Raw genomic sequence first — 21,745 nt, 5'->3', positions numbered from 1 at the left:
CCATATATGAAGAATGCAACGTTCTACCTTCTGGACAACGACACCCATCAGGATGGCCTCAGCGCCGTAGAACAGCTGGTGTGTGAAATTGCCGCAGAACGTTGGCGAGCAGGCAAGCGCGTTTTGATTGCCTGCGAAGATGAACAGCAGGCTATACGGCTTGATGAAGCGTTGTGGGCACGTCCGCCGGAGAGTTTTGTGCCGCATAACCTGTCTGGCGAAGGTCCGCGCGGCGGTGCGCCGGTCGAAATTGCCTGGCCGCAAAAGCGCAACAGCAGTGCGCGCGATATTCTGATTAGCCTGCGGATAGATTTTGCAGATTTTGCCACCGCTTTCACAGAAGTGGTAGACTTTGTCCCTTACGAAGAATCTTTGAAACAACTGGCGCGCGAACGCTATAAAGCGTACCGCCTGGCTGGTTTTAACCTGAATACGGCAACCTGGAAATAATGGAAAAGACATATAACCCACGCGATATCGAACAGCCGCTTTACGAGCACTGGGAACAGCAGGGCTATTTCAAGCCTAACGGCGATGAAAGCAAAGAGTCCTTCTGCATCATGATCCCGCCGCCGAACGTCACCGGCAGTTTGCATATGGGTCATGCTTTCCAGCAGACCATCATGGACACCATGATCCGCTACCAGCGCATGCAGGGTAAAAACACCCTGTGGCAGGCGGGGACTGACCACGCGGGTATCGCGACCCAGATGGTGGTTGAACGTAAAATTGCCGCGGAAGAAGGTAAAACTCGCCACGACTACGGTCGCGACGCGTTCATCGACAAAATCTGGCAGTGGAAAGCGGAATCTGGCGGCACCATTACCCGTCAGATGCGTCGTCTTGGCAACTCCGTGGACTGGGAGCGTGAGCGCTTCACCATGGATGAAGGCCTGTCCAACGCCGTTAAAGAAGTCTTCGTCCGTCTGTATAAAGAAGACCTGATTTACCGTGGCAAACGCCTGGTAAACTGGGACCCGAAACTGCGCACCGCTATCTCTGACCTGGAAGTGGAAAATCGCGAGTCTAAAGGCTCCATGTGGCATATCCGCTATCCGCTGGCTGATGGTGCCAAAACCGCCGATGGTAAAGATTACCTGGTGGTCGCGACGACCCGTCCGGAAACCCTGCTGGGCGATACCGGCGTGGCTGTTAACCCGGAAGATCCACGTTACAAAGATCTGATCGGCAAATTTGTGGTGCTGCCGCTGGTTAACCGCCGTATTCCGATCGTGGGCGACGAACACGCCGACATGGAAAAAGGTACCGGCTGCGTGAAAATCACCCCGGCGCACGACTTTAACGACTACGAAGTCGGTCGTCGTCACGCCCTGCCAATGATCAACATTCTGACTTTCGACGGTGATATCCGTGAAAGCGCAGAAGTGTACGATACCAAAGGCGAAGAAACTGACGTTTACTCAAACGCTATCCCGGCAGAATTCCAGAAAATGGAACGTTTTGCCGCGCGTAAAGCGATTGTGGCTGCCGTTGACGCACTCGGCCTGCTGGAAGAGATCAAGCCTCACGACCTGACCGTGCCGTACGGCGACCGTGGTGGCGTGGTTATCGAGCCAATGCTGACCGACCAGTGGTACGTGCGTGCTGATGTGCTGGCGAAACCGGCTGTTGAAGCGGTTGAAAACGGCAGCATCCAGTTCGTGCCGAAGCAGTACGAAAACATGTACTTCTCCTGGATGCGTGATATTCAGGACTGGTGTATCTCCCGTCAGCTGTGGTGGGGTCACCGCATCCCGGCATGGTACGACAACGAAGGCAATGTCTACGTTGGCCGCACGGAAGACGAAGTGCGTCAGGAAAATAACCTGAGCGCTGACGTTGCGCTGCGCCAGGACGAAGACGTGCTGGATACCTGGTTCTCTTCCGCCCTGTGGACCTTCTCCACCCTCGGCTGGCCAGAAAACACCGACGCGCTGCGTCAGTTCCACCCAACCAGCGTGATGGTATCCGGCTTCGACATTATCTTCTTCTGGATTGCCCGCATGATCATGATGACCATGCACTTCATCAAAGATGAAGACGGTAAACCTCAGGTTCCGTTCCATACCGTTTACATGACTGGGCTGATCCGTGACGACGAAGGCCAGAAGATGTCTAAATCCAAGGGCAACGTTATTGACCCGCTGGATATGGTCGACGGTATCTCGCTGGAAGAGCTGCTGGAAAAACGCACCGGCAATATGATGCAGCCGCAGCTGGCTGAGAAAATCCGCAAGCGTACCGAGAAACAGTTCCCGAACGGGATCGAGCCTCACGGTACTGACGCCCTGCGTTTCACCCTGGCGGCACTGGCTTCTACTGGCCGTGACATCAACTGGGACATGAAGCGTCTGGAAGGTTACCGTAACTTCTGTAACAAGCTGTGGAACGCCAGCCGCTTCGTGCTGATGAACACTGAAGATCAGGATTGCGGTTTTAACGGCGGCGAGATGACTCTGTCTCTGGCAGACCGTTGGATCCTCGCGGAATTCAACCAGACGGTGAAAGCATTCCGCGAAGCGCTGGACAGCTACCGCTTCGATATCGCGGCAGGCATCCTGTACGAATTCACCTGGAACCAGTTCTGTGACTGGTACCTGGAGCTGGCGAAGCCAGTGATGAACGGCGGTTCGGAAGCGGAACTGCGCGGTACGCGTAACACGCTGATTACCGTGCTGGAAGGTCTGCTGCGTCTTGCGCATCCAGTCATTCCATTCATCACCGAAACCATCTGGCAGCGTGTGAAAGTGATTGCTGGCATCAACGCAGACACCATCATGCTGCAACCATTCCCGGAATTCGATGCGGTGAAGGTTGATGACGCTGCGTCAGCAGATACCGAATGGCTGAAACAGGCGATCGTTGCAGTACGTAACATTCGTGCAGAAATGAACATCGCTCCGGGTAAACCGCTGGAATTGCTGCTGCGTGGTTGCAGTGAAGCTGCTGTTCGTCGTGTCACCGAGAACAACACCTTCCTGAAAACCATGGCGCGTCTGGAAAGCATCACCGTACTACCTGCGGATGATAAAGGTCCGGTATCCGTGACCAAAATCATCGACGGCGCAGAGTTGCTGATCCCGATGGCAGGTCTTGTCGACAAAGACGCTGAGCTGGCTCGTCTGGCGAAAGAAGTGGCGAAAGTCGACGTGGAAATCGGCAAAATCGAAAGCAAACTGGCGAACGAAGGCTTTGTGGCCCGCGCGCCGGAAGCGGTCATCGCCAAAGAGCGTGAGCGTCTGGTTGCTTTCGCCGATGCGAAGACCAAACTGATTGAGCAGCAGGCAGTGATTGCCGCCCTGTAATGCTTTTACCCCTTACGCTTCAGGGCGTAAGGGGTAACCTTCCTGAAAACTCCTCGCTTGCACTCCCCTTTCTGCGGTGCTATTAACAGCAGTTATGTGTCAATTTTTGTAATGAGTCATACTATGAGCGTGATTACCCCCGTCGCGACGACGATGCGTCGGATCACAGAGCAGGATAACCCGGCTATTGCCGCCGTTATCCGCACCGTTTCGGCCGAATATGGCCTGACGGCTGACAAAGGCTACACGGTTGCAGACCCAAATCTGGATGAGCTTTTTCAGCTCTACAGCCAGCCAGGGCATGCCTATTGGGTAATAGAGCAGAATGGTCTGGTTGTGGGCGGCGGCGGCGTGGCGCCACTCAGTTGTAGCGAGCCGGATATCTGTGAACTACAGAAAATGTATTTCCTCCCAACTGCACGCGGGCAAGGACTGGCGAAAAAGCTGGCACTGATCGCCCTGGAACACGCACGTAAGCAGGGTTTTACGCGCTGTTACCTCGAAACAACCGCCTTCCTCAAAGAGGCTATTGGCCTGTATGAACATCTGGGCTTTGAGCATATTGATGCACCGCTCGGTTGTACCGGCCACGTCGATTGCGAAGTCAGGATGCTGAAAAATCTGTAAATAATATTGCCGCCCTCTTCTGTTAAGCGGTGCTGAACTGAATGCTCTACACTCTCAGTTCACACCACAACGGGGGAAATACGATGTCGAAGATAAAAAGCTACGCCGCACCGCAGGCGGGTGCAGAACTTGAGCTGTACGAGTACGATGCGGGCGAACTAAAAGCAGAAGACGTCGAAGTACAGGTTGATTACTGCGGGATCTGCCACTCGGATCTCTCGATGATCGACAACGAATGGGGCTTCTCCAGCTACCCGCTGGTTGCCGGACACGAAGTGATTGGCCGCGTCGTGGCGCTCGGTAGCGCCGCGCGGGACAAAGGACTGAAAGTAGGTCAACGCGTGGGCATTGGCTGGACAGCACGCAGCTGTGGTCACTGCGATGCCTGTATCAGCGGAAATCAGATCAACTGCCTTGAAGGCGCCGTTCCCACCATACTGAACAAAGGCGGTTTTGCCGATAAGCTGCGCGCCGACTGGCAATGGGTCATTCCGCTGCCGGACAGCATTGATATCGAATCCGCCGGTCCGCTACTGTGTGGCGGTATCACTGTCTTCAAACCTCTGCTGATGCACCATATCACTGCCACTAGCCGCGTGGGTGTCATCGGTATTGGCGGACTGGGCCATATCGCCATCAAACTGCTGCATGCGATGGGCTGTGAAGTCACTGCGTTCAGCTCCAACCCGGCGAAAGAGAAAGAAGTGCTGGCAATGGGGGCAGACAAGGTAGTGAACAGCCGCGATCCACAAGCGCTGAACGCGCTGGCAGGCCAGTTTGATCTCATCATCAACACCGTCAACGTCGATCTCGACTGGCAACCGTACTTTGAGGCGCTGGCCTACGGCGGTAACTTCCACACCGTAGGTGCCGTGATGAAGCCGCTGCCCGTTCCGGCGTTTACCTTGATTGGCGGGGATCGCAGCGTGTCCGGCTCTGCGACCGGTACGCCATTCGAGTTGCGCAAACTGATGAAGTTTGCCGGACGCACTAAAGTGGCTCCGACCACTGAGCTGTATCCGATGTCAAAAATCAACGAAGCGATCCAGCACGTGCGTGACGGTAAAGCCCGTTACCGCGTGGTGTTGAAAGCGGATTTTTGATTTTCACGCGCACATCATGTTTTCAGGCCGGGTAAGGCGTAGCCGCCACCCGGCATTTCAACACTACCGAGCCAGCGCAGCAAACACCTCTGCCACCGCGACCGCCCCCGGATCCATTACCCCTTCCAGGTTCTCTTTATTCACATACGACGAACGCCCCGCTCCGGCTTTCTGCATTTTCGCGGTCGCTTCGGCACCCTGCCGCGCAGCCTGCGCCGCCGCGTGAAGATCACCTTTCTGCAACGCTTCCAGCGCCGGCTGTAGCGCGTCGATCAGCGTACGATCGCCGAGATCCGCCCCACCATACTGCTTCATCTGCGCCAGCCCACTCAGCAGGGCCTCCGGCAACGGCTTCCCGTCATGCAGCTTTTGTCCGGCCGCCGTAAAAAAGATCGACATCAGCACGCCACTCGATCCCCCCATCACCGTAGCCAGCCGCTCGCCCACCAGCAACAGCAGCGTCGGGATGTCATTGAGCGGTAATTTGTGCTCCTCAAAGCGCTGCGCAATGTCCCGTGCGCCTTGCGCAAAGGTAGAGCCGGTATCGCCATCCCCCACTTTAGCATCCAGTGCATTGAGCCGATTTTCCAGCTTAATCAGCGTGGTTGTTACCTGGGAGACATACTCGCCCACCTTTGCGTTAGCAGATGGGGTATATTCCACGCGGTCATGCAGCGCGCTATGTTCCTGTACACACAAGGGGGCAAACGCCACCGGTTTTTGCCAGCCCAGCGTCTCAACCTCTTCATGGAGCGCTTTTTCAAAGAGGTCGTTAAGCTTCAATAACGTCAGGGAAAAGCCCTTCATATCCAGGGCACTCACCAGCGGCGCGGGGCCAATCAGGTACGCGATATGCTCTTTCAGAGCCGAGTGCGCCAGTTCTTTGGTGAGCAGCGCCATCTCCAGAGCCGACACGCCGCCAAGATTGTTAATCAGCACTGCAAAGCGCCCCTCACCCGCCTGTGCCTTCAACGGCGTGACCAGCGTATCGATAATGGCTTTGCTGTTTTGCGTATCAACCACCGAGGCCCCCGGCTCCCCGTGAATACCGAGCCCCAGCTCCACATGACCTTGTTTAATTCGCCCTTCTTCATCATCACTGCCTGGCAGGTTACAGGTTTGCATCGCAACGCCCAGGCTCCAGAGGTTATCGCAGGCCTGTTGCGCAATATTCCGCACTTCACTCAGTGATTTCCCGTGCTCCGCCGCATAACCTGCAATCTTATGCACCAGCGCCGTACCGGCAATGCCGCGCGGCTGCTTGTTATCCGGCAGCGCGATGTCATCGGCAACAATCACCATCTCCACCTTCAGGCCATAGCGTTTGGCCTTTTCCGCTGCCAGACCGAAGTTCAGGCGGTCGCCGGTATAGTTTTTGACGATCAGCAGACAACCGCGATCGCCCGTTACCGCCACAATGGCGTTCAGTACCGCATCCACGCTCGGCGAAGCAAACAGATCGCCGCACACCGCCGCCGTCAGCATGCCTTTGCCGACAAACCCGGCGTGTGCAGGCTCATGACCAGAGCCACCGCCGGAGATCACCGCCACGCGGCTTTTGTCCCAGTCGCCGCGCGCGACGATCCTGATGGCCGGATCGATATCAAGTTTGACGAGGTTTGCGTGTGGCGCAGAAAGCAGTATGCCTTCAATGGCATCGTTGACCAGCTGTTTGCGATCGTTAAAGAAGAATCTGGACATAGTTTCCCACTATTTTGTGAACCGTATGCAAAAGCATAGTCCGCGCTGGATAATGCGCCGCAAAGTCAGGAATTTACTCAACCAAATTGCGACCAGGTTGCCTATACTCCACCCAGGACTAAGAGAGGAAGCGCATTATGAGTACACCATTGTTAATTGCCCGGACGCTGGAAAAAGAGCTGTATTTACTGCCCGCGATGGCGAACCGCCACGGTCTGATCACCGGAGCGACCGGAACGGGGAAAACCGTCACCCTGCAAAAGCTGGCGGAGTCGCTTTCAGAGATTGGCGTGCCGGTCTTTATGGCTGACGTGAAAGGCGATTTAACCGGTGTGGCTCAGGAGGGTACCCCCTCCGAAAAACTGCTCGAACGCCTGAAAAATATCGGTATTACGGACTGGACGCCGCACAGCAATCCGGTGGTGGTGTGGGATATCTTCGGTGAGAAAGGCCACCCGGTGCGCGCGACCGTCTCCGATCTCGGTCCTCTACTGCTGGCCCGTCTGCTTAACCTTAACGACGTGCAGTCCGGCGTATTGAATATTATCTTCCGTATTGCCGATGACCAGGGGTTGCTGCTGCTTGATTTCAAAGATCTGCGCGCCATTACCCAATACATCGGCGATAATGCTAAATCCTTCCAGAACCAGTACGGCAATATCAGTAGCGCGTCAGTGGGTGCCATTCAGCGCGGATTACTGACCCTGGAGCAACAGGGGGCCGAGCACTTCTTCGGCGAGCCGATGCTGGATATCAAAGACTGGATGCGCACCGACAGCAACGGCAAAGGCATCATCAACATTCTGAGTTCTGAGAAGCTCTATCAGATGCCGAAGCTTTACGCCGCCAGCCTGCTGTGGATGCTCTCTGAGCTCTACGAACAGCTACCCGAAGCCGGTGACCTGGAAAAACCCAAACTGGTGTTCTTCTTTGACGAAGCACACTTGCTGTTTAACGATGCCCCACAGGTACTGCTGGACAAGATTGAACAGGTTATCCGCCTGATCCGTTCCAAAGGTGTTGGCGTCTGGTTTGTTTCGCAAAATCCGTCAGACATTCCGGACAACGTGCTCGGGCAACTTGGTAACCGCGTGCAGCACGCCCTGCGCGCCTTTACGCCGAAAGATCAGAAAGCCGTTAAGGCTGCCGCGCAAACCATGCGTGCCAATCCGGCCTTTGATACCGAAGCCGCTATTCAGGCTCTGGGCACTGGTGAAGCACTGATCTCGTTCCTGGATACGAAGGGTAGCCCGTCAGTTGTGGAGCGCGCCATGGTGATTGCGCCTTGCTCGCGCATGGGGCCGGTGACCGATGATGAGCGCAACGGCCTGATTAACCACTCTCCGGTGTATGGGAAATACGAAGACGAGGTGGACAGAGAATCTGCATACGAGATGCTGCAAAAAGGGGTACAGGCAACAACGGAATCACAGGATGCGCCAGCCAACAAAGGCCAGTCTGTTTCCGTCGATGACGGTATTCTCGGCGGCCTCAAAGACATCCTGTTCGGCAGCACCGGGCCGCGCGGCGGCAAGCGTGATGGCGTTGTACAAACCATGGCGAAAATCGCCGCGCGGCAGGTCACCAATCAGATCGTACGCGGCATGCTTGGGAGCCTGTTAGGCGGCCGTCGCCGGTAGCCGGGGAACCCACGGACAGCCAAGCGCCGAGCCCTGTACCCCGTTCTCCTGCAGATAACGGTCGATTGCTACCATCCCCGTCCAGCGGTTCTCACACCAGAGCGGTGCCAGAAGCGTTGGGCGGCGTGCGCTGGCCGAGATGCGGTGGTAGACGATCTCCGGTGGCGTGTGGCGAATCATTTCGCCCGCCGTCACCGTATATTCGTCCAGCTCAATCCCGCTTAACCGTCCCGCTTCCCAGGCTTTGGCCATAATGCTGCCCTTCACGATATGCAGCGGATGCAGCTTGATACCGTCGACGCCGGTTTCCACTACCCTTTCCAGCGTTTCAAGGCCATGCTGCTGACCTTCGCCGGGTAACCCAACAATCAGGTGCGAACAGACCTTTAGCCCGCGCTCACGAGCAAGGCGCGTGGTGCGCTGGTAGCTGGCGAAATCATGCCCACGGTTAATGCGATGCAGCGTTTTGTCATGTGCAGTTTGCAAGCCCAGCTCCAGCCAGACCTCGTATCCCTGTTCTTTGTAGTCACCGAGGAGATCCAGCACCGCGTCTGGTACACAGTCCGGGCGCGTGCCCACGCACAGCCCAACGATGTTAGCCTGACTGACGGCCTGCTGATACATCGAGCGCAGTACCTGCACCTCAGCCCACGTGCTGGTGTAGGCCTGGAAATAGGCCAGATACTGTTTTGCGCGGTTCACCAGGCTCGCCTGATGGGCAAGCTGTTCAGCGATAGATTTATGCTGCTGTGCTTCGTCAGCAAACGACGCAACGTTACAGAACGTGCAGCCACCACGCCCGATGGTGCCATCGCGATTCGGGCAGCTAAAGCCGCCATGCAGCGTCAGCTTATGAACCTTTTGCCCATAGCGTTGCAAAAGATCCCCACCAAACATATTGACTAATTTCTGTAACTGCATAATCTGATAGACCGTCCCGGAGAAAGGGGACAAGCCTGCCATTTTTAGCCTCTGTCGGCGATGACCTGGATCAATCGCCCTGGACGGCCTTTATCTATATGAATAAATACTCAGGATTACTGCAATTTCATTCACGCCAGTTGTGATTACTTTTCCTTATGTTCTGATTGTTTTTTTCGTTTATAGCGCCCCCACTGAAAAACAGTGGGTTTATGCGGGTTTGCAGCCAATGCCAGATTATTATTCTGCTATAAAACTGCTATTCAGCACGCTACATTGATAATACCGCTTTCATATAGTGAGTCAGATCACACTCCGCTGCGTCCTGCCAGGGCATACAATCAATGTAAAAATAGTTAAATACCCTTTAATTACAATTAGATAAACTCCATTTAGCACATTTTTGTATAAATAAGATTGCCATTTGACCTGTGTACCAATTCCCGATAAGTTGGAAATCCGCTGGAAGCTTTCTGGATGAGCGGCCTGCTCATCATATTTATGCAGTAATTGAGATTCCCTCTGAAGCAAGTCCTCAAACTTGTTTACCTGCGCGAAAGGATGAAAAGAGGGCGAATGCGAGGTCCGCGTATGAAACGCAAACCCCGTCGCCATGCTCTTTCTGTGCCTATGCGCCACGGTAAAGTTCAGTGGGAAGCCCGACGAGCCTGGGGAGGTTCACTGATATGTTGTACGATAAATCCCTTGAGAAGGATAACTGTGGTTTCGGCCTGATCGCCCACATAGAAGGCGAACCTAGCCACAAGGTAGTGCGTACTGCCATTCACGCACTGGCCCGTATGCAGCACCGTGGTGCCATCCTCGCTGATGGTAAAACCGGCGACGGTTGCGGTCTGCTGCTGCAAAAACCGGATCGTTTCTTCCGTATCGTTGCGGAAGAGCGCGGCTGGCGTTTAGCCAAAAACTACGCTGTCGGTATGCTGTTCCTGAACCAGGATCCTGAAAAAGCTGCCGCCTCACGCCGCATCGTCGAAGAAGAACTTCAACGTGAAACCCTGTCTATTGTGGGCTGGCGCAATGTGCCGACCAACGAAGGGGTGCTCGGTGAAATCGCCCTCTCCTCGCTGCCTCGTATTGAACAGATTTTTGTTAACGCGCCTGCGGGCTGGCGTCCACGCGATATGGAACGCCGTCTGTTCATTGCCCGTCGCCGCATTGAAAAGCGTCTCCAGGACGATAAAGAGTTCTACGTTTGTAGCCTCTCGAACCTGGTGAACATCTATAAAGGTCTGTGTATGCCGGCTGACCTGCCGCGCTTCTACCTGGACCTGGCGGATCTGCGTCTGGAATCGGCCATTTGCCTGTTCCACCAGCGCTTCTCCACCAACACTGTTCCACGCTGGCCGCTGGCTCAGCCGTTCCGCTATCTGGCGCACAACGGCGAGATCAACACCATCACCGGTAACCGCCAGTGGGCCCGCGCCCGTACCTATAAGTTCCAGACGCCACTGATCCCTGACCTGCACGATGCCGCACCGTTCGTCAACGAAACGGGCTCTGACTCCAGTTCAATGGATAACATGCTGGAACTGCTGCTGGCAGGCGGGATGGACATCGTTCGCGCCATGCGTCTGCTCGTGCCACCTGCCTGGCAGAACAACCCGGATATGGATCCGGAGCTGCGCGCGTTCTTTGACTTTAACTCCATGCATATGGAGCCGTGGGATGGCCCGGCGGGCATCGTAATGTCCGACGGCCGTTTTGCAGCCTGTAACCTGGACCGTAACGGTCTGCGTCCGGCGCGCTACGTCATTACCAAAGACAAACTCATCACCTGTGCCTCCGAAGTCGGTATCTGGGATTACCAGCCTGACGAAGTGGTTGAGAAAGGCCGCGTCGGCCCGGGTGAACTGATGGTTATCGACACCCGCGGCGGACGTATTCTGCACTCCGCCGAAACCGATAACGACCTGAAAAGCCGCCATCCGTACAAAGAGTGGATGGAGAAAAACGTGCGTCGCCTCGTGCCGTTCGAAGACCTGTCCGATGAAGATGTCGGTAGCCGCGAAATGGACGACGACACGCTAGCGAGCTTCCAGAAACAGTTTAACTACAGTGCTGAAGAGCTGGATTCCGTTATCCGCGTGCTGGGTGAAAACGGCCAGGAAGCCGTTGGATCCATGGGCGATGACACCCCGTTTGCCGTGCTCTCCAGTCAGCCACGTATCATTTACGACTACTTCCGCCAGCAGTTCGCGCAGGTCACCAACCCGCCAATCGATCCGCTGCGTGAAGCCCACGTGATGTCGCTGGCGACCAGCATCGGCCGCGAGATGAACGTTTTCTGCGAGGCCGAAGGCCAGGCGCACCGCCTGACCTTTAAATCGCCGATCCTGCTGTACTCCGATTTCAAACAGCTCACCACCATGAAAGAGGAGCACTACCGCGCTGACACACTCGATATCACCTTCGACGTGGCCGAAGCGAGCCTCGAAGAGACGGTGAATGCCCTGTGTGACAAAGCCGAACAGATGGTGCGTAACGGTACCGTTCTGCTGGTGCTGTCTGACCGTAATATCGCGAAGAATCGCCTGCCGGTGCCAGCACCAATGGCAGTCGGTGCTATCCAGACCCGTCTGGTTGAGAAGAGCCTGCGCTGCGACGCCAACATCATTGTTGAAACCGCAAGTGCACGTGACCCGCACCACTTTGCCGTGCTGTTAGGCTTTGGTGCGACGGCGATTTATCCATACCTGGCCTACGAAACACTGGCACGTCTGGTCGATACCCGCGCGATCGACAAAGACTACCGTGCAGTGATGCTGAACTACCGTAATGGCATCAACAAAGGTCTGTACAAGATCATGTCCAAAATGGGCATCTCGACCATTGCCTCCTACCGATGCTCGAAGCTGTTTGAAGCGGTCGGCCTGCATGACGAGGTCGCCAACCTCTGCTTCCAGGGCGTGGTCAGCCGCATCGGCGGTGCCAGCTTTGCTGACTTCCAGCAGGATCTGGTAAACCTGTCGAAACGCGCCTGGCTGGCACGTAAACCATTGGATCAGGGCGGTCTGCTGAAATACGTTCACGGTGGCGAATACCACGCCTATAACCCGGACGTGGTGCGCACGCTGCAGCAGGCAGTTCAGAGCGGCGAATACAGCGATTATCAGCAATATGCTGAGCTGGTAAACAGCCGTCCGGCAGCAACGCTGCGCGATTTGCTGGCACTGAATCCTGGTGATGATGCGGTCAGTATTGATGACGTTGAGCCAGCCACTGAGCTGTTCAAACGCTTTGATACTGCAGCAATGTCTATCGGTGCTCTCAGTCCGGAAGCCCATGAAGCGCTGGCGGAAGCCATGAACAGCATCGGTGGGAACTCGAACTCCGGCGAAGGCGGCGAAGATCCTGCCCGTTACGGCACCAACAAAGTGTCCCGTATCAAGCAGGTGGCATCCGGTCGCTTTGGCGTCACGCCAGCGTACCTGGTCAACGCCGACGTTATTCAGATTAAAGTCGCTCAGGGTGCTAAACCGGGCGAAGGCGGTCAGTTGCCGGGTGATAAAGTCACCCCGTACATCGCCAAACTGCGCTACTCCGTACCGGGCGTGACGCTGATCTCTCCGCCACCACACCACGATATCTACTCTATCGAGGATTTGGCGCAGCTAATTTTCGACCTGAAACAGGTCAACCCGAAAGCGATGATCTCCGTGAAGCTGGTTTCAGAGCCGGGCGTCGGTACCATCGCAACGGGCGTAGCAAAAGCCTATGCGGATCTCATCACTATCGCCGGTTATGACGGTGGTACCGGTGCAAGCCCACTCTCCTCCGTGAAATATGCGGGTTGTCCGTGGGAGCTGGGGCTGGTGGAAACTCAGCAAGCGCTGGTAGCTAACGGTCTGCGTCACAAGATCCGTCTGCAGGTGGATGGCGGTCTGAAAACCGGCCTTGACATCATCAAGGCGGCGATTCTGGGTGCGGAAAGCTTCGGCTTTGGCACCGGTCCAATGGTTGCACTCGGCTGTAAATACCTGCGTATTTGCCACCTGAACAACTGTGCAACCGGCGTTGCAACCCAGGACGAGAAGCTGCGTAAGAACCACTATCACGGTCTGCCGTTCAAAGTGACCAACTACTTTGAGTTCATCGCCCGCGAAACCCGCGAGCTGATGGCGCAGCTGGGCGTGAAGCGCCTGGTAGACCTGATTGGCCGTACCGACCTGCTGAAAGAGCTGGAAGGCTTCACCGCCAAGCAGCAGAAGCTGGAGTTGAGCAAGCTGCTGGAAACCGCGCAGCCGCATCCAGGCAAAGCGGTCTACTGCACCGAGAACAACCCGCCGTTTGATAACGGCGTGCTGAACGCGCAGCTGCTGCAGCAGGCGAAACCCTATGTTGACGACAAGCAGAGCAAAACGTTCTGGTTTGATATTCGCAACACCGACCGTTCCGTGGGTGCCTCCCTCTCCGGTTACATCGCGCAGACGCACGGTGACCAGGGGCTGGCTGCTGATCCGATTACCGCGCACTTCAGCGGTACTGCGGGCCAGAGCTTCGGCGTGTGGAACGCAGGCGGCGTTGAGCTGTATCTGACCGGCGATGCCAACGACTACGTCGGTAAAGGCATGGCGGGTGGTCTGCTGGCGGTGCGTCCTCCTGTCGGTTCAGCTTTCCGCAGCCACGAAGCCAGCATCATCGGAAACACCTGTCTGTACGGCGCGACCGGCGGTCGTCTGTTTGCAGCGGGCCGTGCGGGCGAGCGTTTTGCGGTGCGTAACTCCGGTGCAATCACCGTGGTGGAAGGCATTGGCGATAACGGCTGTGAATACATGACGGGCGGGATTGTTTGCGTTCTGGGTAAAACCGGCGTGAACTTCGGCGCAGGCATGACGGGTGGTTTTGCCTACGTCCTGGATGAAGACGGTGAGTTCCGCAAACGCGTGAACCCGGAGCTGGTGGAAGTGCTGGACGTTGACACGCTGGCTATCCACGAAGAACACCTGCGCGGTCTGATTACCGAACACGTGCAGCATACCGGTTCTTCGCGCGGCGAAGAGATCCTGGCGAACTGGCCAGCGTTCTCTGCGAAATTCGCGCTGGTTAAACCGAAGTCCAGCGATGTTAAAGCACTGTTGGGTCACCGTAGTCGTAGCTCAGCAGAGCTGCGTGTGCAGGCGCAGTAAGGAATTCAGATGAGTCAGAACGTATACCAGTTTATCGACCTGCAGCGTGTTGATCCGCCAAAGAAACCGCTGAAAATCCGTAAAATTGAATTTGTTGAAATCTATGAGCCGTTTTCAGAAGGCCAGGCCAAAGCACAGGCAGACCGCTGCCTGTCCTGCGGTAACCCTTACTGCGAATGGAAATGTCCGGTGCATAACTACATCCCGAACTGGCTGAAGCTGGCCAACGAGGGGCGTATCTTTGAAGCCGCCGAGCTGTCTCACCAGACCAACACCCTGCCGGAAGTGTGTGGCCGCGTGTGTCCTCAGGACCGTCTGTGTGAAGGCTCCTGTACGCTGAACGACGAGTTTGGCGCAGTGACCATCGGTAACATTGAGCGTTATATCAACGATAAAGCGTTTGAGATGGGCTGGCGTCCGGATATGACCGGCGTGAAGCAAACCGACAAGCGCGTGGCAATCATCGGCGCGGGCCCGGCGGGCCTGGCCTGTGCGGACGTGCTGACCCGCAACGGCGTGAAGGCAGTGGTCTTTGACCGTCATCCGGAGATCGGCGGTTTGCTGACCTTCGGTATCCCGGCCTTCAAGCTGGAGAAAGAGGTCATGACCCGCCGTCGTGAAATCTTCACCGGCATGGGTATCGAGTTCAAACTGAATGTGGAAGTAGGCCGCGATGTGCAACTCGACGATCTGCTGAAAGATTACGACGCCGTATTCCTGGGCGTGGGCACCTATCAGTCCATGCGCGGTGGTCTGGAGAACGAAGACGCACCAGGCGTTTACGACGCTCTGCCATTCCTGATTGCTAATACCAAGCAGATTATGGGTTACGGCGAAACCGCCGATGAGCCATACGTCAGCATGGAAGGCAAACGCGTTGTCGTACTGGGTGGTGGTGATACGGCGATGGACTGTGTGCGTACTTCCATTCGTCAAAATGCGGCACACGTGATCTGCGCCTACCGTCGTGACGAAGAGAACATGCCGGGCTCTAAACGCGAAGTGAAAAACGCGCGTGAAGAGGGCGTGGAGTTCCAGTTCAACATCCAGCCTCTGGGTATTGAAGTGAATGCCAACGGTAAAGTGAGCGGCGTGAAGATGGCGCGTACTGAGATGGGTGCGCCGGATGCGAAAGGCCGTCGTCGCGCCGAGATCGTAGCCGGTTCTGAGCATGTGATCCCGGCCGATGCCGTCGTGATGGCGTTCGGTTTCCGCCCTCACAGCATGGAGTGGCTGGCGAAGCACAGCGTGGAGCTGGACTCTCAGGGCCGCGTGATTGCGCCGGAAGGCAGCGACAACGCTTTCCAGACCAGCAACCCGAAAATCTTCGCCGGTGGCGATATCGTTCGCGGCTCTGACCTGGTGGTCACCGCGATTGCCGAAGGTCGCAAAGCGGCTGACGGTATACTGAATTACCTGGAAGTGTAAAAAAACAGGCCCGATTGGGCCTGTTTTTTTATTTGACGACGCGAAGAGCCGGACGACCACCGCGTGGAGGCGGATCGTCATCAGGATCATTGTCGTCATGATGATCGGGTTTATCGCCATCAATAAGCGACATCACCGTGTCGCTTTCGCGCTCATCGGATGCGTTGTCATCATTCAGGCTGGCAACATCTTCATCATACGCCGCTTCCGGCTCGAACATCGTACCCGCGCCGTTTTCACGCGCGTAGATCGCCAGTACCGCAGCCAGAGGAACGGACACCTGACGCGGCACACCGCCAAAGCGCGCATTAAAGCGCACTTCGTCGTTGGCCAGTTCCAGGTTACCCACCGCGCGCGGCGCGATGTTCAGCACGATCTGTCCGTCACGCGCATATTCCATAGGAACAAGCACGCCCGGCAACGTCACATCCACAACCAGGTGCGGCGTGAGCTGGTTATCCAGCAGCCATTCATAGAAGGCGCGCAGCAGATACGGACGGCGTGGGGTAAGTTGTGACATTTCCACAGTCATTAGCCTCGGCCAAGACGCATTTCACGTTCAGGTTCAGTTAACGATGCCAGGAATGAATCACGTTCAAATACGCGAGTCATGTAACCCTTCAGCTCTTTTGCACCCGGACCGCTGAACTCTACGCCCAGAGTCGGCAGACGCCAAAGCAGCGGTGCCAGGTAGCAATCCACCAGGCTGAACTCATCGCTCAGGAAGAATGGCTTCTGACCAAACACAGGGGCAATTGCCAGCAGCTCTTCACGCAGTTGCTTACGTGCTGCGTCGGCTTCAGAAGAGGAACCGCTAACGATAACGTTCATCAGCGAGTACCAGTCTTTCTCGATACGCTGCATGTACAGGCGGCTTTCACCACGCGCAACAGGGTAAACCGGCATCAACGGCGGATGTGGGAAACGCTCATCCAGATATTCCATAATGATACGGGATTCCCACAGGGTCAGCTCGCGATCCACCAGCGTCGGTACGCTTTGGCTCGGGTTGAGATCGATCAGATCCTGAGGTGGGTTATCCTTTTCCACATGCTCGATCTCAAAACTGACACCCTTCTCGGCCAGCACGATACGAACCTGATGGCTATAAATGTCAGTAGGACCAGAAAACAGCGTCATTACCGAACGTTTGTTGGCAGCGACAGCCATGAAAACCTCCAGGTATATTCAGAATTTTTACTGCTACCGGCCCAACAGGGGCCAGCCAGATGTTGTATCGCCCATCCCAGAGAAGACACATTGTTCAAGAATCGAACAAAAATCGAGTATTCACCGATATTTGGGCAGAAAATTGGATGATAGTTTACCAGATTTTGATGGCTTTGTGGTGAGGGGATTCTGGAAATGTGGAAAAAGAGGAGATATATGAATTTATATTGTGGATAACCTGCACATTATCCATAAAAAAACCCGCCGAAGCGGGTTTTTCGCCAATCGTTCTGCGTAAGCAGAAAATGATTAACGTTTGGAGAACTGTGGACGACGACGTGCTTTACGCAGACCCACTTTCTTACGTTCAACCTGACGAGCGTCACGAGTAACGAAGCCAGCTTTACGCAGTTCAGAACGCAGGGATTCGTCGTACTCCATCAGAGCGCGGGTGATACCGTGACGGATCGCACCTGCCTGACCGGAGATACCACCACCTTTAACGGTGATGTACAGATCCAGTTTTTCTACCATGTCAACCAGTTCCAGCGGCTGGCGAACTACCATGCGGGCAGTTTCGCGACCGAAGTATTGTTCCAGAGAACGCTGGTTGATTACGATTTTACCACTGCCCGGTTTGATGAAAACGCGAGCTGCGGAACTTTTGCGGCGACCAGTGCCGTAGTATTGATTTTCAGCCATTGCCTATAATCCCGATTAGATGTCAAGAACTTGCGGTTGCTGTGCCGCGTGGTTGTGCTCGTTACCTGCGTAAACTTTCAGTTTACGGAACATAGCACGACCCAGCGGGCCTTTTGGCAGCATGCCTTTAACCGCGATTTCAATCACACGCTCAGGACGGCGAGCAATCATCTCTTCAAAGGTCGCTTCTTTGATACCACCGATGTGGCCGGTGTGGTGGTAGTACATTTTGTCAGTACGCTTGTTGCCGGTTACAGCAACTTTATCAGCGTTCAGAACGATGATGTAATCACCGGTATCAACGTGCGGAGTGTATTCCGCTTTATGCTTACCGCGCAGGCGACGAGCCAGTTCAGTAGCCAGACGGCCCAGAGTTTTACCGGTCGCGTCAACAACATACCAGTCGCGCTGTACGGTTTCTGGTTTAGCTGTAAAAGTTTTCATTAAAAGCTTACCCAAATAATAAGTTACACGTTGGTGAACACCCAAACGTTTAGTCAGTTGAGGTTCACACGACAAAGTCCGGCAAACCTACCCCTTCGAATAGCACATGCCGACACATAGAAAGTTTCGGGAAAAAAACCTTCTCGTAACGTGGGGTCGCAAGATTATAGAGAAGTTGAGGTCAAAGATCGACCCTTAAATGTGATTTGGAATGGGTTTTTCGGGGGGAGGTATTGCGCGGTCTGGTGCCCTCCCCCCGTTCCTCTCCCACCGGGAGAGGCTGGCATTTATGGCATATGCTCAAGCTTGAGGTATTCCTCGCTCTGCATCTCCTGCAGACGCGAGAGGCAACGCTGGAACTCGAACTTCAGCCGCTCTCCCTGGTAGATCTCATATAAAGGTACCTCAGCGCTAATCACCAGCTTGACGTGACGCTCATAAAACTCGTCTACCAGCGCAATGAAGCGTCGCGCTTCGCTCTCCATCAGCCGCGTCATGACCGGAACATCCAGCACCATCACGGTATGAAACAGGCGTGAAAGCGCAATATAGTCATGCTGACTGCGGGCATCCACACAAAGTGTTGTAAAGGAGACGGCAAGCGTTTGATTCTCTACGCCAAGAGTGGGCAACGGGCGGTGGTTAATCTCAAGCTCCGGAGCGTTTTCACGTTTTGCCCCCGCCAGCGCCAGCCAGAGTTTATCCATTTGATGGGTTGTCTCGGCGTTCAGCGGTGAGAGCCACAGGTGCGCCTGGGTCAACGTACGCAGCCGGTAATCCACCCCGGCATCCACATTCATAATGTCACAATACTGCTTGATGGCGTCGATGGCAGGCAGGAAACGTGCGCGCTGCAGACCGTTGCGGTACAGCTCGTCCGGCGGAATGTTCGATGTGGCAACCAGCGTAATCCCGCGTGCAAACAGCGCTTTCATCAGGCCACCTAACAGCATGGCATCGGTGATGTCAGAAACAAAAAATTCGTCAAAGCAAAGCACGTCCGTTTCCGCCTTAAACCTGTCGGCCACAATCTCAAGCGGATCGCTTTTGCCCTGCAGTGCAGTTAGCTCTTCATGAACCCGCAGCATAAAACGATGGAAATGCAGACGCTGCTTTCGTGCGCCCGGCAGACTCAGATAAAACAGATCCATCAGCCAGGTTTTTCCGCGCCCTACGCCGCCCCACATATATAAGCCGCGTACAGGAGCATGAACCTGTGGTGCTTTTTTACCGAGCAACCGCCCAAATGCCGCCTTTAGCCCACCATTCTGTTCGACTTCAGCGGGTTTTGCCGTGAGTTCCTGATAAATCATCTCCAGACGGCTTACCGCCTCACGTTGAACGTCATCCGCTTGATGAGTGCCGTCGTTAAGGGCAAGTTGATAACGCGATGCAGGGGACAGGTTTTGCATAATCTTATTGTTATTCCTTCAATTAAACCTCACCAGCAGCCGTGACTGATGAAAAAAAGGCCGTTCTACACTACGCGATGATACGTCAGGATTCCACTTCTACAGAAATAGCGGTTATAGTGGCATTATCAGGCACAGGCAGGAGCCGAGCCAACACCCTACGGAACAACAAGACAACGGGAGAAGTTCATGACCTGGGAATATGCGCTAATCGGTTTAGTCGTCGGCATCGTCATCGGCGCTGTGGCCATGCGTTTCGGTAATCGCAAATTGCGTCAGCAGCAGTCACTGCAGTACGAACTGGAAAAAAACAAAGCGGAACTGGAAGAGTATCGTGAAGAGCTGGTCAGCCACTTTGCCCGTAGCGCCGAGCTGCTGGACAACATGGCGACCGACTATCGTCAGCTGTATCAACATATGGCAAAAAGCTCCAGCAGCCTGCTGCCGGAAATGACTGCGGAAACCAATCCGTTCCGCAACCGTCTGGCAGACTCTGAAGCCGGTAACGATCAGGCGCCCGTTCAGATGCCTCGTGACTATTCAGATGGTGCTTCCGGCCTGCTACGTGGCGGTGTAAAACGCGATTAATCGCACAACCTGAATTTATTTTACGGGCGCAGCGATTGCGCCCGTCCTTTCTTCATGACCCCAGCTATCATTTAGTTAAACACCTCATTGTTCAGCGGTTTAAAATTCAATAACATCAACGTGTTTTTGGGGCCGTTTTTCCTTTATTCCAGGTTACGAGAGTCAACATCGATGAAGAAAAAAAACCAGCTGTTGAGCGCTATCGCGTTAAGTGTCGGGTTATCTCTCTCGGCGTCCTTCCCTGCCCTTGCCGCCATCCCCTCTCAGGTGCCCGGTCAGGCGGCCATTCCAAGCCTCGCGCCGATGCTGGAAAAAGTGTTGCCTGCGGTCGTCAGCGTACAGGTTGAGGGTACGGCTGTACAAAGCCAACGCGTACCGGAAGAACTGAAAAAATATTTTGGCGATGAAGCTCCCGACCAGCAGGCTCAGCCTTTTGAAGGTCTGGGTTCAGGCGTCATTATTGATGCGGCCAAAGGCTATATTCTGACCAACAACCATGTTATCAGCCAGGCCGATAAAATCAGCGTACAGCTAAATGATGGGCGTGAATTTGATGCCAAACTGATTGGCGGCGATGACCAGAGCGACATTGCGCTGTTGCAGGTGCAGAACCCGAGCAACCTGACTCAGATTGCCATTGCGGACTCCGACAAACTGCGTGTTGGTGATTTTGCCGTTGCCGTGGGCAACCCCTTTGGTTTAGGACAGACCGCCACCTCCGGGATCGTCTCGGCGCTGGGACGTAGCGGTCTGAATCTGGAGGGGCTGGAAAACTTTATTCAGACGGATGCCTCCATCAACCGTGGGAACTCCGGTGGAGCATTGCTCAACCTTAATGGCGAGCTGATTGGGATTAACACGGCTATTCTGGCCCCTGGCGGCGGCAGCATTGGAATTGGTTTTGCAATCCCCAGTAACATGGCCAAAACGCTTGCCCAGCAACTGATCCAGTTCGGTGAAATCAAGCGCGGACTGTTGGGGATCAAGGGAATGGAAATGAGCGCGGATATCGCCAAAGCGTTCAACATCAACGTGCAGCGGGGCGCATTTGTGAGTGAAGTGCTGCCAAACTCCGGTTCGGCAAAAGCCGGCGTGAAGTCAGGCGATGTGATCGTCAGCCTGAACGGTAAACCGTTGAGTAGCTTCGCAGAGTTGCGTTCACGCATTGCCACGACAGAACCAGGTGCCAAAGTGAAACTGGGACTGATTCGTGACGGCAAGCCGCTGGACGTTGAAGTCACGCTGGATAAGAGTACCTCGTCATCTGCCAGTGCTGAGCTTATCGCCCCGGCGTTACAAGGGGCAACGTTAAGCGATGGGCAACTGAAAGACGGTACGAAAGGCATTAGCATCGACACCGTTGAGAAGAGCAGCCCTGCCGCGCAGGCCGGATTACATCAGGATGATGTCATCATTGGCGTAAACCGCAATCGCGTGCAATCCATCGCCGAGCTGCGCAAGGTACTGGAAAGTAAACCAGCGGTCATTGCCCTGCAGGTTATGCGTGGTAATGAGTCTATCTATATTCTGTTGCGCTAAGCATTTGCGATGCCGGAC

Annotated in this window: 16 protein-coding genes; 9 read left to right on the top strand and 7 right to left on the bottom strand. The window is 55.1% G+C overall.

Annotated elements, in window-relative coordinates; all coding sequences use genetic code 11:
- Positions 1-6: 6 nt before the first annotated feature.
- The 4 genes from holC to ahr all read left to right on the top strand — a co-directional run bounded on the left by holC (position 7) and on the right by ahr (position 5,035).
- Positions 7-450 carry a DNA polymerase III subunit chi gene (holC, locus tag WB237_RS17475; protein WP_008502815.1) on the top strand — a complete coding sequence of 148 codons (444 nt, stop codon included), beginning with the start codon at positions 7-9 and terminating at the stop codon, positions 448-450.
- Positions 450-3,305, top strand: coding sequence for a valine--tRNA ligase (locus tag WB237_RS17470; protein ID WP_336214907.1), 2,856 nt, complete (start codon positions 450-452; stop codon positions 3,303-3,305). The genes holC and WB237_RS17470 overlap by 1 nt, the downstream gene beginning before the upstream one ends.
- A gap of 123 nt (positions 3,306-3,428) precedes the next feature.
- Entirely contained in the window at positions 3,429-3,932 is a 504-nt protein-coding gene (locus WB237_RS17465; RefSeq protein WP_028017017.1) for a GNAT family N-acetyltransferase, read from the top strand.
- A gap of 83 nt (positions 3,933-4,015) precedes the next feature.
- The gene (ahr, locus tag WB237_RS17460; RefSeq protein WP_336214903.1) at positions 4,016-5,035 is read left to right on the top strand and encodes an NADPH-dependent aldehyde reductase Ahr; all 1,020 of its coding nucleotides are present in this window, start codon (positions 4,016-4,018) and stop codon (positions 5,033-5,035) included.
- Positions 5,036-5,098: 63 nt separating this feature from the next.
- Here the strand turns inward: ahr and WB237_RS17455 are convergent, their stop codons facing one another.
- On the bottom strand, positions 5,099-6,736 hold the full coding sequence (locus tag WB237_RS17455; RefSeq protein ID WP_336214900.1) for a dihydroxyacetone kinase subunit DhaK: 1,638 nt from the start codon (positions 6,734-6,736) through the stop codon (positions 5,099-5,101).
- A gap of 137 nt (positions 6,737-6,873) precedes the next feature.
- Here WB237_RS17455 and WB237_RS17450 point away from each other — a divergent pair, with 137 nt between their 5' ends.
- Positions 6,874-8,376, top strand: a complete 1,503-nt coding sequence (locus tag WB237_RS17450) for a helicase HerA-like C-terminal domain-containing protein (protein WP_336214897.1) — start codon at positions 6,874-6,876, stop codon at positions 8,374-8,376.
- Here the strand turns inward: WB237_RS17450 and WB237_RS17445 are convergent.
- The gene (locus tag WB237_RS17445; RefSeq protein ID WP_336215336.1) at positions 8,356-9,297 is read right to left on the bottom strand and encodes a TIGR01212 family radical SAM protein; all 942 of its coding nucleotides are present in this window, start codon (positions 9,295-9,297) and stop codon (positions 8,356-8,358) included. The two genes, WB237_RS17450 and WB237_RS17445, sit on opposite strands and share 21 nt — an antisense overlap.
- Before the next feature lie 686 nt (positions 9,298-9,983).
- On the opposite strand from WB237_RS17445, the gene gltB reads away from it, so the two are divergent.
- Positions 9,984-14,444: a glutamate synthase large subunit gene (gltB, locus tag WB237_RS17440; protein WP_336214895.1), complete on the top strand. Its 4,461-nt coding sequence runs from the start codon at positions 9,984-9,986 to the stop codon at positions 14,442-14,444.
- A 9-nt stretch (positions 14,445-14,453) separates the two neighbouring features.
- Positions 14,454-15,872 carry a glutamate synthase subunit GltD gene (gltD, locus tag WB237_RS17435; RefSeq protein ID WP_061096937.1) on the top strand — a complete coding sequence of 473 codons (1,419 nt, stop codon included), beginning with the start codon at positions 14,454-14,456 and terminating at the stop codon, positions 15,870-15,872.
- A gap of 28 nt (positions 15,873-15,900) precedes the next feature.
- Here gltD and sspB read toward each other — a convergent pair whose 3' ends face one another.
- From sspB to zapE, 5 genes are all read right to left on the bottom strand, one after another.
- A complete protein-coding gene (gene sspB / locus WB237_RS17430; protein WP_024906337.1) occupies positions 15,901-16,398 on the bottom strand; it encodes a ClpXP protease specificity-enhancing factor in 498 nt (165 codons plus the stop codon).
- 5 nt (positions 16,399-16,403) lie between these two features.
- Positions 16,404-17,042, bottom strand: a complete 639-nt coding sequence (gene sspA / locus WB237_RS17425) for a stringent starvation protein SspA (protein WP_028017010.1) — start codon at positions 17,040-17,042, stop codon at positions 16,404-16,406.
- 309 nt (positions 17,043-17,351) lie between these two features.
- Entirely contained in the window at positions 17,352-17,744 is a 393-nt protein-coding gene (gene rpsI, locus WB237_RS17420) for a 30S ribosomal protein S9 (RefSeq protein ID WP_003860436.1), read from the bottom strand.
- A 15-nt stretch (positions 17,745-17,759) separates the two neighbouring features.
- The gene (gene rplM / locus WB237_RS17415; protein WP_003860434.1) at positions 17,760-18,188 is read right to left on the bottom strand and encodes a 50S ribosomal protein L13; all 429 of its coding nucleotides are present in this window, start codon (positions 18,186-18,188) and stop codon (positions 17,760-17,762) included.
- Positions 18,189-18,475: 287 nt separating this feature from the next.
- The gene (gene zapE / locus WB237_RS17410; protein WP_336214890.1) at positions 18,476-19,600 is read right to left on the bottom strand and encodes a cell division protein ZapE; all 1,125 of its coding nucleotides are present in this window, start codon (positions 19,598-19,600) and stop codon (positions 18,476-18,478) included.
- 189 nt (positions 19,601-19,789) lie between these two features.
- Here zapE and zapG point away from each other — a divergent pair, with 189 nt between their 5' ends.
- Entirely contained in the window at positions 19,790-20,188 is a 399-nt protein-coding gene (zapG, locus tag WB237_RS17405) for a Z-ring associated protein ZapG (RefSeq protein ID WP_008502832.1), read from the top strand.
- Between the two features lie 171 nt (positions 20,189-20,359).
- Complete coding sequence (gene degQ, locus WB237_RS17400; protein ID WP_114978868.1) at positions 20,360-21,727, top strand: serine endoprotease DegQ; 1,368 nt, start codon at positions 20,360-20,362, stop codon at positions 21,725-21,727.
- Positions 21,728-21,745 lie beyond the last annotated feature (18 nt).

Source organism: Enterobacter sp. P82, from assembly GCF_037053385.1.
In the GTDB taxonomy this organism is placed as follows: domain Bacteria; phylum Pseudomonadota; class Gammaproteobacteria; order Enterobacterales; family Enterobacteriaceae; genus Enterobacter.
This window is presented reverse-complemented; position numbering and strand designations above follow the sequence as displayed.